The organism is Paenibacillus sp. 2KB_20, from assembly GCF_052115765.1.
Classification (GTDB): Bacteria; Bacillota; Bacilli; order Paenibacillales; family Paenibacillaceae; genus Paenibacillus_AQ.
The window spans coordinates 1-12,778 of sequence record NZ_JBFRHH010000008.1; the positions used below are offsets into that span (position 1 = coordinate 1).

Consider the following 12,778-nt stretch of genomic DNA (forward strand, 5'->3'; position numbering starts at 1 on the left):
CGGCTGGATGCCGCGGCAGCCGAGCTGCGCGCAGCGGCGGCGCTGCTGGCGCCGCACCCCGCGCTGGCCTCGGCCGCGCGGGATCTGACCGCCCGCGCGGATGCGCTTGCGGGCGGCTCGTTCACGTTGGCGCTGTTCGGCGCGTTCAGCGCCGGGAAGTCCTCCTTCGCCAATGCACTGCTTGGCGAGTCGGTCCTGCCGGTGTCACCGCACCCGACAACGGCGGCGGTGAACCGGATTCTGGCACCGGCTGAAGGGAAATCCCATGGTACCGCAGCCGTGCGCATGAAGAGCCGCGATATGTGGTGGGACGATCTGAAGTACTCCTTCAGCGTGCTGGGTCTCCAAGAACCGAATCCGGGGAATTGGCGAAGCGTGGCTGAAGAATTGAATCCGGCCGGTATTCACCCGGCCGGCTTGCCGCATTACGGGTTTCTGAAGGCCGCCGCCGCGGGCTTTGATGTGATGGAGTCCAAACTGGGTACGACAGAAACAGTAGAATTGGTGGAATATCGAGGCTATGTGGCGGACGAAACCAAATCCTGTTTTGTCGACGGGATTGATTTGTATTACAGCTGTCCGATGACAGAGCAAGGGATCGTGCTGGTGGATACGCCTGGAGCCGATTCCCTGCATGCTCGGCATACGGGCGTAACGTTTAATTATATTAAGAATGCGGATGCCATCGTATACGTAACGTATTACAACCACGCCTTCTCCAAAGCGGATCGGCAATTCCTGTCCCAGCTGGGCAGGGTTAAAGACAGTTTTGCTCTGGATAAAATGTTTTTTATCGTCAATGCCGCAGACCTTGCACAATCCGAAGAGGAGCTGGATGAGGTGGTGAAGCATGTTCGTACCAACTTGACATCCAGTGGGGTAGGCAGCCCGCATATCTTCCCTGTTTCCAGTCTGGCAGCGCTGGATAGTAAGCTCTATGGGGATGAAACAAAATTGAAGGAATCGGGGTTCCCTGTATTCGAAGGAGCGCTTAGCCGATTTGCGGTTGAAGAGCTGCCAAGGCTTTCAGAGCGCGCGGGTTATGATGAACTGGCTTCGGTGAGGGATCGAATCAGGGCATGGGCCGATATGGCAGCCCAGGATGAGACCACGCGTGAGCGTAAAATCGTGGAGATGGAAGAGGTTCATCAACAAGCCTTATCCCGCCTTGCGGCTTTGACGGAGATTAACATGTTCCGCGATATCGCGCAGGAAAGCAGCGAACTGCTGTTTCATGTACGGCAGCGGCTGGATTATGCCATGAACCGTTTCTTTCAGGAGTCGTTTAATCCTTCCGTGCTCCGGGAGGATGCAGGTCACCTGAAATCGGCCTTTGCGGCATGCGGACGTGATTTGATGCGGACGCTATCCTTGGAGCTGGATCAGGAGCTATGGGCAACAACGCTTCGATTAGAGATGGCCGGTCGCAAATTAACCGAAGAAGCAGCGCTTAAAGCAGCAGCGGATATCAAGGGTATGGGCGAAGGCTTGTCTCTTGCTATCCGGCGGGATAAGGACTGGTCACCGCCGGAGCTGGAGGAAACGGAATTGCAAATACAGGGGGACTGGTTGTCCTTCTGGCCGACCTTTAAGAACCCGAAACATTTCTTTGAGGGCAGCGGAAGCTCCAAGCTTCGTGAAGCAGCAGAGCCGAAGGTGAAGGAAGCCGTGGCGAGTGTGGTGAGCATTCGGGAAGAGCAGCTGACGGACCACTATGTTCGGATGAGTGAGCGTTCATTGCAGCATCATGGATCGGTGTTGGAGGAACAGCTGAAGGAATCCATGGCTGCCATCCTCGGTTCGCTTCAGGACGGTCAATCTCCGTTGATGTGGAGTAAGCTGGCAGATGAGTTGGATGTTATGATTCAGGCAGCTCGGTAATGGCGGATTTTATGCCGTCAAGAGCATGTATGCATAACGAATAGTATAGATGTTGGAGTCTGGAGCTCCTAGACGCATAACGATTTTATGCAGGTGAACTCCAATCATACACTCCTCAATCCAAAGGCGTTCCCTATGCCATCATGGCGGGGCGCCTTTTTTCCTATGTTTATCCGGGCTAATGAAGGTCAAGAGGATGGTATGACGTATTTTAATCCGCTACAACGTTCGTGACTAGGATGAAATCAGCTTAGGATATTACCCTTTTGTAAGCATGTTCAAAAAAGTCGAATAGAGTGGATGAAGCCTGATGGTTGAAGGGACTGACAATGTGATTATATCCCCTAGTATTAATGAGAATTCCCGATGATTTCATTATGAAACAAAGATAAGTTCTACTATTTGCCCCCTTTAGGTCCTTTTGGCTCATTTATGACGGTTTTCCCTCTTTGCCGCGGGTTCAGCTCGATGATAAACTTCATAAATGCTACATAACCTGAACGAAAATAATCCAAAGGAGGATAAACATGAATGTTCTCAGGCAACTGCAGGGCTTCTTTTGGGAGAAACGAAGTTATCTTTTTCTTTCCATGCTGTGTCTGGCGATTGCAACCGCTTTAGGACTTGTCTATCCGCAGCTGTTGAAGGTGCTGATTGACGATGCAATCAAGCTGGAGAATTACGGCATCGTACCGCAGCTGGCGCTCACTGTGCTGGGTGTGGTCATCCTTAAAGCTTTCATGCAGTTTTTGCACGGATTTTTTGGAGGGAGGCTGGGTAACTACCTGGCTTACGCGTTGCGAAACGCCTGCTATGAAAAATTGCAATTTCTATCGTTCCGTTACTATGACACGGCTCGGACCGGGGATTTGATGTCACGGCTGACAGGCGATTTGGAAGCCATCCGAATGTTTATCGGCTTCGGTTTCGCTCAGCTGCTCAATCTGGTATTGATGGTGACTTTCGGTTCCATCATGATGTTTACCATCAGCTGGCAATTGACGCTGGTAACTTTGGTAGCGATGCCATTTTTGGTTGTGGCAGCTCTAAAATTCGAATCCAAGATCCATCCGGCTTTCCAGGAAATGCGTCTGGCACTAAGCTCGCTGACGACCGCGGTTCAGGAGAATATTACGGGTGTTCGTACCGTTAAATCTTTTGCTCGCGAGCCGCACGAAGTGGAGAAATTCTCTGAACGGAATGAGCGTTACAAAACCAACCAGATTTTTGCCTCTTCACTATGGGCACGGTACTTCCCGATGATGGAGCTCTTTGCGAATATCAGTGTCGTCATTTTGCTTGCCATCGGCGGAGGGATGGTTATTCAAGGCTCCATGACGGTAGGGGAACTGGCAGCTTTCTTTACTTTGATTTGGTACATAATCGGCCCGCTTTGGGGGATCGGGTTTCACATTAATAACTACACGCAGTCCAAGGCATCGGGTGAACGGGTGCTGGAGCTGCTGAATCAGCCGATTGATGTTGAAGACCGTGAGCGTGCGGTAGATTTGGTGTCAAACGAGGTGAAGGGCCATGTCGTATTTGATAATGTCACCTTTGCTTACGGTAACAAGATGGCAGCAGTCAAAGATATTAATCTGGATGCTCGTCCCGGCTCCGTGATCGGTTTGCTTGGGGGAACGGGGTCCGGTAAGTCGACCATTATTCAACTCTTGATGCATGCCTATAATGTGAATCAGGGCAGCATCAAACTAGACGGCATGAACATTAATGATATTAAGATCCGGAGTCTGCGCAGTCAGATTGCCACGGTCTTCCAGGAGACCTTCTTGTTCTCGTCCAGTATCCGCAACAATATTTCTTACGGCATGAAGGACGTTAGCATGGAAGAAATCATCCGTGTTGCCAAGCTGGCCAAAGCCCATGAGTTTATTATGGAAATGAAGGATGGTTACGATACCATTGTCGGTGAACGGGGGATGGGACTCTCTGGCGGACAGAAGCAGCGGATTGCGATTGCACGTGCCCTTCTGAAAGATCCGAAAATCCTGATCCTGGATGATGCCACCAGTGCAGTGGATATGGAAACCGAGCATGAAATTCAGTCCGGCTTCCAGGAAGTCATGAACGGCAGAACGACTTTTATTATCGCTCACCGGATCTCTTCCTTGCGTCATGCGGATGAAATTCTCGTTCTGGATGAAGGAAAAGTCGTGCAGCGCGGCAAGCATAACGATTTGATTGCGGTGCCGGGGCCTTACCAGGATGTATACAAAATACAATATGCGGACCTTATTGCGAAGCAAGCTCAAGCAGGAGGTACGCAAGGGCAGGTGCAAGCATGAACGCCAATGTAAATACTGAACCGCATCAGAAGCAAAAGATTCCGAGGCCGCGGAAGCCCTCGGAAGAAACCAATGAACGTTTTGTATACAAGGACGACGATGCAATTGAGAAACCGTTTAACTGGATGCAGCTGACACGTCTGATCTCGTATATGAAACCATACGCGAAACAGATTCTCCCTTTGATCGGGCTTATGATGGTCATCGGTACCATTACGAAGCTGGCCATTCCGTTCTTGACCAGTTTGGCCATTGACCGGGCTATCGAACCGAAGAGTGGGAATCCAAGTCTGACCTTGTTGTATCAGATTACAATCGCGGTTCTGGCGATGTATATCATTCAATGGGTTGCTGGGATATTCCGTATCAAGTTTACGAATATCATCGGTCAGCGGGTCATTTATGACCTGCGGGCGGATCTATTCCAGCACATTCAGCGCCTGTCCTTTAATTTCTTCGACAAGCGTCCGGCTGGATCTGTGCTGGTCCGGGTTACGAATGATGTTAACTCCCTGCAGGATTTGTTTACTAACGGGGTTGTCAACCTGATCATCGACTGTGTGCAGTTAGTAGGTATTGTGGTCATTCTTCTATTAATAAACTGGAAGCTCGGTCTTGCTGTTATTGTCACGGTACCGATTATGTTCTTCATCTCGACCAAACTCCGTGTACGCATCCGGCGTGCATGGCAGGATGTACGGATTCGGAACTCGCGGATTAACTCCCACTTGAATGAATCGATTCAGGGGATCCGCGTGACCCAAGCTTACACCCAAGAAGAAGAGAATATGAAGTTCTTTGACAACATGAATTTGGACAGCAAAAAGTCCTGGGATAAGGCTTCTGCCATGAACCAAGGGTTTGGGCCTCTTATCGAAATTACCGGTGGTTTTGGTTCACTGATCTTGTTCTGGCTTGGTGCCGTGTTAATCCAACAAGGCGAGCTTACCATCGGTCTGTTAATTGCCTTTACCCAATATGTAGGGAACTTCTGGGAGCCGATCAATCGGCTTGGCCAAATGTATAACCAATTGCTTGTCGCCATGGCTTCCTCTGAACGTATTTTTGAATTTATTGACGAGAAGCCGAGCATTGATGATCAGCCTGGGGCGAAGAAATTGCCGACGATTAAAGGGGACATCAAGCTGGAAAATGTGGTGTTTGAATATGAAAAAGGACGCCAGGCTCTCAAAGGCATCAATCTGGACGTGAAGGCAGGTCAGTCAATTGCGCTGGTCGGTCATACCGGATCAGGCAAGAGCACCATCATTAATCTGCTCAGCCGATTCTATGATATTACCGATGGTAAATTAACCATCGACGGATACGATATCCAATCGGTAACGGTTGAAAGTCTTCGAAATCAGATTGGGATCGTGCTGCAGGATACCTTCATATTCTCGGGCACGATTCGGGATAATATCCGGTTTGGCCGTCTGGATGCTACCAATGAGGAGATTGAGGATGTAGCCAAGGCGGTCGGCGCACATGAATTTATTGTCCAGATGCCGGGCGGTTACGATACGGAGGTTGAAGAACGCGGGAATATGCTGTCTATGGGCCAGCGGCAGCTGTTGTCCTTTGCCAGAGCGCTCCTTGCCGATCCGCGGATTCTGATTCTGGATGAAGCAACGGCGAGTATCGATACCGAGACGGAGTTGAAAATTCAGGAAGCTCTTAAAGTGCTGCTTCAGGGCCGAACCTCCTTCATCGTGGCCCATCGTTTGTCAACGATCCGCCATGCCGATCATATCGTCGTGTTGGATCATGGCAAGATTATCGAAGAAGGAAATCACAGCCAGCTTATGCAGAAGCAGGGTACGTACCATGGGCTGATTGAAGCACAATACCGATTTTTGTAAAAACGGCTTAACAAAGGTTTAACAAAACCGACACAAATGTAAAAAAAATGTCGCTTGATACTTGCAATCTTCTTCATAAACTTACAAAATAGAAGTAGAGTTTACTCAGAATTCATAGAAGAAGGGAAGCATGAGGGTATAATGAGCATCGAAAGCGTATTATCTGCGCCTGCACTGCTGATTCGAAACTTTGAGAAGAATGATTTGGAAGCTGTCACATCCTTGATGCGCGAACTGAATTATCCGACCACGCTGAATGTCATGCGGGAACGGATGGAAGCCATGAACGACAATCCATTATACGGCAATCTGATTGCTGAGGTTGATGGTGTTGTTGTAGGTATGATCATGCTTCGTCAAGTCAAATCCTTCACTATGACCGAACCGGTCACTCAAATTACTTCGGTTATTGTAACCTCAAGCTGCCGCGGCCAAGGGATTGGCAAAAGATTGATTCGCGGTGCAGAGACATGGGGAAGACAGCATGGTAGCCACCTCTTGTTTCTCACAAGCGGCAACCGGGAAGAACTTGCTCCCGCACATGCATTTTATGAGCATATTGGATTTGAAAAGGCTGGATACCAGTTTAGTAAAAAGCTGTAGTCTTGGTCTTTTCATTAACCCATCCCATTTTTTGGGGTGGGTTTTTTCTTGTTTGGCCTGAAACCCGATTGGGGCTCTTTTATATAAGTAGGTAGGAATTCAAGGAGGATTTTCCAACAATTGTAGGATGGCCGAAGATATCAAATGTGTTACAATGTGTTCGTACGAGATTACAAAAATGTAACTATTGTTTGATCGTCCAGCACCTTTAGAAATTCATCTTAGAACGGGCGGTCAAGCAAACTCACAACTATGAGCATAGGAGATGAGCATTCATGAACAACCATTGGATAAAGAAAATCGCAGGCGGCAGCATCGCTGCTGTATTGGCTGTCGGTATCATGCTGCCAACGACGGCGTCTGCTGCACCTGCCGAGAGCAATAATTATGTAAACTGGCAACAAAAGATCCAGGAATTCCTGGAGAGCCAAGGCTTGGAATCACAGTTTAAATGTGTGGTTCAGCAGCCGCAAACCGAAAAGCCTCAGGCAGACAAACCTGTTGAGACTCCGCAAACCAGCAAGCCAGAAACGACTAAACCAGAAACCACAAAACCAGAAACGACTCAACCGGAAACCAGCAAACCGGAAACAAGTAAGCCTGAGACCAGCACTCCATCTACAACACCGTCCCAGCCTTCCGAATCTGCGGGTACTACGGAGAAATCGGATTTTGCTTCCGAAGTTGTCACATTGGTGAACAAAGAACGTGCGAATGCAGGTCTGAAGCCGCTAACGGTCCATGCTAAGCTGACAACCGTGGCGCTGGATAAAGCGAAGGATATGAGTGATAACAATTATTTCAGCCACACTTCGCCGACGCATGGTTCTCCATTTGATATGATGAAAGCTTACGGTATTTCATACGGCTATGCCGGTGAGAATATTGCTAAAGGGCAACGTACACCACAGGAAGTCATGAACTCATGGATGAATAGCCAAGGTCATCGGGAAAATATCCTGTCTCCGAACTTTACCAAAATCGGTGTTGGGTATTACAACGGATATTGGGTTCAAGAATTCATCAGTGAATAAGCACTTATCTTGTTTCATCTAAAGGGCTGCCCCGGTCACGCATCGAAAGAATGCGTCCGGGGCAGTCTTCTTTGCGTGTTTTGATTTGCAAATTTTTTATAGAAGTCTTAAGGTAATGTACATGAGGAATTTTGTAGGGGGAATGTCATGAAATCATCTGCATGGATATGGCGAATCACTGCCTCCGTGTCGGTTATTGTAACGATTGTGCTTATTCTTGGTTTTGTGTATGCGTTTAAGGATATTAATGATCCGCAAGGACAGCCCTTACTGACTGGTGGGGGATCCGAGGCGTCCGAAGAAAAGACAGCACCGGAGAAGCCGGAGAGCGCTCCGTTACAATCGGTTTTGCCGAATGATTTAAAGGTAGCTGCGATTGGAGATTCACTGGCCAAGGGAACGGGGGACAATACCGGGAGCGGTTTTGTCCGCCGAAGCGTGGATCAATTAAATGGCGATGGACGAACAGCGAGCCTGCTAGCGAATCTGGCCATAAACGGAATGACTACCGAAGGACTCCTTCCCAAGCTGGACGACAAGGGGATACAGTATGCCTTGAAGCAAGCCAATGTCATTATGCTTTCGATTGGAGGCAATGATATCTTTCAAGGCAGCGGGCTGATGGAAGGGGCGGCGGATTCTGGTGAATTGGAGCTCGAACCTGCTAAGCTGATGGCTGCATTGCCGCAGGCATCTGAACGCCTGCAGGCGATTCTGGAGAAAATTCGCCTCATTAATCCGGATGCGCGAATCGTTTATATCGGTCTGTATCATCCCTTTTCCGATTTGGAAGACTTGTTGATACCCGGCAATGTTGTGGTCTCTGCATGGAATCATGCGGTCATGGAGATCGTGAACCGGGATCCCAATATGACATTGGTCCCCACGTTCGATCTGTTTCAGCACAAGCTGGGCGAGTATCTGTCCTCGGACCATTTTCATCCGAACGGGGCAGGATATCAGGCGATAGCGGATCGAATTGTAGAGGGTATGCTGTAGGCATGATGAGGATGTCATATGGGGAGTTGGAACTCGATGAATGAACAAGCTCAAGAAATCGTACTATCTGTCCAGCATGTAAAAAAGAAAATCGGTCGAAAATGGATTATACATGATGTGTCGTTCGACGTGCGTGCAGGCGAAATTTTCGGGTTCCTGGGGCCGAATGGGGCAGGAAAGACGACTACAATCCGCATGCTTGTGGACCTGATTAAACCGTCCTCTGGCAGGATCGAGGTCTGCGGTTATGATGTGAACCGCCAGCAGGAGCAGGCGCTGCATTATATTGGGTCCATCGTGGAGAATCCGGAAATGTATTCGTATATGACGGGATGGGAAAATCTTGAGCATTTTGCACGAATGCAGCCCGGCATTGACCAGCAGCGAATACAGGAAGTTGTGGATACAGTGAGATTGGATCGAAGAATTCATGACAAGGTGAGCACATATTCACTGGGTATGCGGCAGCGGCTCGGGATAGCCCAGGCCCTGCTTGGCAGACCGAGGCTGCTCATTCTGGACGAGCCGACGAACGGTCTTGATCCGAAAGGGATCAAAGAGATGCGACAGTTCATACACCAATTGGCCGAAGAAGGGCTGGCTGTTTTTGTCTCCAGCCATCTACTGAGCGAAATTCAGCTGCTATGCCATCGCGTGGCGATCATCAGCAGCGGAAGAGTGCTTGCGGTTGGCGAGGTCGAAGAGTTGATTGCCGGCAGCAGTGATCATGTTATCTGGGATCTAAATCCTGCCGCGCAAGGGAAACGAATATTGCAAAAGCTGGATTATTGCCAAATTGTCGACCGCCCTGAGGAGGTGCTCGACGATAATTTGCTTGCAGGCATGTCTTCGGACGCTATTGTAACTCGTATGAGCGCTACATACACGTCTAGAGCTGTGGAACGGCTGGTAGCCGCGGGAGTACAGGTCCGGGAGGTTCATCGGATCAATCCTACGCTGGAGCAGCTATTCCTGCAGATGACGGAGGGTGAGAGCATTGAGTAACCTGTTGCCCCTGATCAAGAACGAGTGTATCAAAATTATCAAACGAAAGCGGTTCTATGTTGTCCTGCTCGTTCTTCTTGTTCTGGTTCCCATGTTTACCTATGCCCAGATGAAGTCGGCTGAACGAAGCCGGGACAAGTTCAACAGTGACTGGCGGCTTGAGCTTCAGCAGCGAATCACGGATAATGAGAATTCACTTAGCAGTGACCGGGTACCGGATGAATGGAAACGATATAGGCAAATCTTTATTCAGCAAATGCAGTATTATTTGCAGCATGATGTGAATCCTAATCAACCAAACGGGGTTACGTTCACACGTGAATTTTTGAATAATGCGATATCTCTGTTTATCCCGCTGCTCATTATGGCCATCGCTTCGGATATCGTTTCCGGCGAACGGACAACCGGTACCATCAAGATGCTGCTGACAAGGCCTGTGAAGCGATGGAAGGTGCTGCTGAGTAAACTGATCGCCTTGATCATGTTTACGTCTCTTATTGTCGTTTCCACCTTTGTCATAGCCTATCTGATCTCCGGTCTTGCCTTCGGATACAAGGGGTTTGACATACCGGTATTCACGGGATTCCAAATTGTTGGTTCTGATGTGGATATGTCTGGCGTTCATGCTGTTCCTCAGTGGAAGTATTTGCTGATGCAGGGCGGATTGGTGTGGTTTGTCGGCGTATGTGTCGGTATGCTGGCCTTTATGGTGTCCGTGCTGGTTCGAAGTACAGCGGCGAGCATTGTGATTATGATGGCCGCATTAATTGCCGGAAATATTCTGACGAATATGGCATCGGCGTGGAGCAGCGCGAAATATTTGTTCATGGTAAACCTGAATTTGACCAATTATTTAGCCGGCAATTTGCCGCCAATTGAGGGGATGACTTTGAATTTTTCCCTTGTGGTATTGGCCCTCTGGGCAATTTGTGCGGTTATTGTTTCATTCAGTGTCTTTACGAGAAGGGATATCTTGAATTAAAATGGACAAAGCATGAAACATTTGTTTGCATTTTTTAGAGAACAGCGTTCTTCTAAAATATTGAAATGTAGAAATAGAAATACACTAGATACGTGAAATTGAAGGAGGAGCATGAATGGTCGAACAGATCGATATGTTTGCAGAGTCATCGAAGAACGGCGGTAACAACCGTTCAGGATACGATGCTGACGACATTCAAGTGCTCGAAGGCCTCGTTGCGGTGCGCAAACGGCCAGGCATGTACATAGGGAGCACAAGCTCGTCAGGCTTGCATCATCTGGTATGGGAAATTGTGGACAACGCCGTAGACGAGCATTTGGCCAAGTACTGCTCGAGAATTGAAATTACATTGCATAAAGACGGGTCCGCGACGGTATACGATAACGGACGAGGTATTCCAACCGGAATGCACAAGACAGGCATCCCCACCCCGCAGGTTGTATTTACGATTTTGCATGCCGGCGGTAAATTCGGCGGTTCCGGATATAAGAAGTCCGGCGGTCTTCACGGCGTTGGCGCATCTGTGACCAATGCGCTGTCCGAGTGGCTGGAGGTGGAAATTTACCGTGATGGTAAAATTCACCGCCAACGGTTTGAATACTGGAAGGACAAAAAAGGAAAAGAGCATGTCGGGGAACCGGTAACGGGCCTTGAAGTGCTTGGTAATACGAACAAAACCGGGACGAAGATTACGTTTAAACCGGATGCACGCGTGTTTACCACGGGAACGCACCTGAACTACGACACGCTTGCAGAGCGCTTACAGGAAATTGCCTTCCTGAACTCCGGACTTCGTATTGTATTGAAAGACGAGCGCAGCGGCAACGGGGAAGAGTTTTTCTATGAAGGCGGCGCAAGCCAGTTCGTGCAGTTCTTGAATGAAGGCAAAGATGTGCTGCATGATGTGATCCATTTTTATGCGGAGAAGGATGATATCGAAGTTGAAATCGCCCTTCAATATAATGCAGGCTATACCGAAACGTTGGCTTCATTCGTTAACTCCATCCCGACGCGCGGGGGCGGTACGCATGAGACGGGTTTTAAGACAGCGTATACCCGTGTCATGAATGATTATGCCCGCAAGAACAATCTTTTGAAGGAAAAGGACAAGAACCTGGAGGGGAATGATCTTCGGGAAGGCATGATGACCGTCATCAGCGTTAAGATGGCTGAGGTCGAATTTGTCGGCCAGACCAAGGACCAGTTGGGAAGCGCCTCTGCGCGCAGTGCGGTTGACAGCATTGTCACGGAGAAGATGCAAATCTTCCTCGAGGAGAATCCGCAGATCGCACAAACGCTGTTAAAGAAGGCCATTCAGGCCTCCAAAGCGCGTGAAGCGGCCCGTAAAGCAAGAGATGAGATGCGCACCGGCAAGAAGCGCAGCGAAAGCTCCAATCTGGGCGGCAAGCTGACGCCGGCACAGTCCAAGGATTTTACGAGAACCGAGTTGTTTATTGTTGAAGGGGACTCCGCTGGCGGCTCTGCGAAGCAGGGAAGGGATTCGAAAATCCAGGCTATACTGCCTCTTAAAGGGAAACCGATGAATCCGGAGAAATCGAAGCTGGCCGACATCCTGAAGAATGATGAATACCGTGCAATTGTAGCGGCGATCGGAGCAGGAATCGGTACGGAGTTCACCGCCGGGGACAGCAATTATTCGAAAATTATCATCATGACCGATGCGGATACGGATGGCGCTCACATTCAGGTGCTGCTGCTTACGTTCTTCTACAGGTACATGAAACCGCTGATTGATGAAGGCCGCGTCTATCTTGCGCAGCCTCCACTATATAAAATCGCAAGCAAGTCCGGAAAGCTGGAGACGGTACGGTATGCTTGGACAGAAGGGCAGCTGGCTAATTACTTGAAGGAATTCAAGAACTATGAACTTCAGCGTTACAAAGGATTGGGCGAGATGAACCCGGAGCAATTATGGGAAACGACGATGAACCCGGAAACACGGACATTGCTGCAGGTACAAATCGATGATGCTGCCAAAGCGGAGCGTCGTGTGTCTACGCTGATGGGGGATAAAGTAGACCCTCGCAAGCGGTGGATTGTAGAAAATGTCAACTTCGCGGAGTTTGAGGAATAGAAGGTGAAGGA

The 12,778-nt window shown here is 49.2% G+C and carries 9 protein-coding genes; all 9 read left to right on the plus strand.

The window, feature by feature from the left end; all coding sequences use genetic code 11:
* A partial coding sequence (locus tag AB4124_RS22190) for a dynamin family protein (RefSeq protein WP_441974207.1) occupies positions 1-1,881 on the plus strand: 1,881 nt, incomplete at its 5' end.
* 527 nt (positions 1,882-2,408) lie between these two features.
* Positions 2,409-4,187 carry an ABC transporter ATP-binding protein gene (locus AB4124_RS22195; protein ID WP_441974208.1) on the plus strand — a complete coding sequence of 593 codons (1,779 nt, stop codon included), beginning with the start codon at positions 2,409-2,411 and terminating at the stop codon, positions 4,185-4,187.
* Positions 4,184-6,049, plus strand: coding sequence for an ABC transporter ATP-binding protein (locus AB4124_RS22200; protein WP_441974209.1), 1,866 nt, complete (start codon positions 4,184-4,186; stop codon positions 6,047-6,049). Before AB4124_RS22195 ends, AB4124_RS22200 begins: the two co-directional genes overlap by 4 nt.
* A 141-nt stretch (positions 6,050-6,190) precedes the next feature.
* Entirely contained in the window at positions 6,191-6,652 is a 462-nt protein-coding gene (locus AB4124_RS22205; protein WP_053493894.1) for a GNAT family N-acetyltransferase, read from the plus strand.
* Positions 6,653-6,927: 275 nt separating this feature from the next.
* The gene (locus AB4124_RS22210; protein ID WP_430205694.1) at positions 6,928-7,686 is read left to right on the plus strand and encodes a CAP domain-containing protein; all 759 of its coding nucleotides are present in this window, start codon (positions 6,928-6,930) and stop codon (positions 7,684-7,686) included.
* A 147-nt stretch (positions 7,687-7,833) separates the two neighbouring features.
* A complete protein-coding gene (locus AB4124_RS22215; RefSeq protein WP_430106854.1) occupies positions 7,834-8,685 on the plus strand; it encodes a GDSL-type esterase/lipase family protein in 852 nt (283 codons plus the stop codon).
* Between the two features lie 36 nt (positions 8,686-8,721).
* Positions 8,722-9,690: an ABC transporter ATP-binding protein gene (locus AB4124_RS22220; protein WP_441974210.1), complete on the plus strand. Its 969-nt coding sequence runs from the start codon at positions 8,722-8,724 to the stop codon at positions 9,688-9,690.
* The gene (locus AB4124_RS22225; protein WP_339293008.1) at positions 9,683-10,672 is read left to right on the plus strand and encodes an ABC transporter permease; all 990 of its coding nucleotides are present in this window, start codon (positions 9,683-9,685) and stop codon (positions 10,670-10,672) included. Before AB4124_RS22220 ends, AB4124_RS22225 begins: the two co-directional genes overlap by 8 nt.
* Positions 10,673-10,787: 115 nt before the next feature.
* A complete protein-coding gene (parE, locus tag AB4124_RS22230) occupies positions 10,788-12,767 on the plus strand; it encodes a DNA topoisomerase IV subunit B (RefSeq protein ID WP_076321036.1) in 1,980 nt (659 codons plus the stop codon).
* Positions 12,768-12,778 lie beyond the last annotated feature (11 nt).

Coding starts and splice junctions, on each gene's coding strand:
- AB4124_RS22210 (WP_430205694.1), top strand. CDS start 6,928: ATGAACAACCATTGGATAAAGAAAATCGCAGGCGGCAGCATCGCTGCT.
- AB4124_RS22220 (WP_441974210.1), top strand. CDS start 8,722: ATGAATGAACAAGCTCAAGAAATCGTACTATCTGTCCAGCATGTAAAA.
- AB4124_RS22205 (WP_053493894.1), top strand. CDS start 6,191: ATGAGCATCGAAAGCGTATTATCTGCGCCTGCACTGCTGATTCGAAAC.
- AB4124_RS22215 (WP_430106854.1), top strand. CDS start 7,834: ATGAAATCATCTGCATGGATATGGCGAATCACTGCCTCCGTGTCGGTT.
- AB4124_RS22200 (WP_441974209.1), top strand. CDS start 4,184: ATGAACGCCAATGTAAATACTGAACCGCATCAGAAGCAAAAGATTCCG.
- AB4124_RS22195 (WP_441974208.1), top strand. CDS start 2,409: ATGAATGTTCTCAGGCAACTGCAGGGCTTCTTTTGGGAGAAACGAAGT.
- parE (WP_076321036.1), top strand. CDS start 10,788: ATGGTCGAACAGATCGATATGTTTGCAGAGTCATCGAAGAACGGCGGT.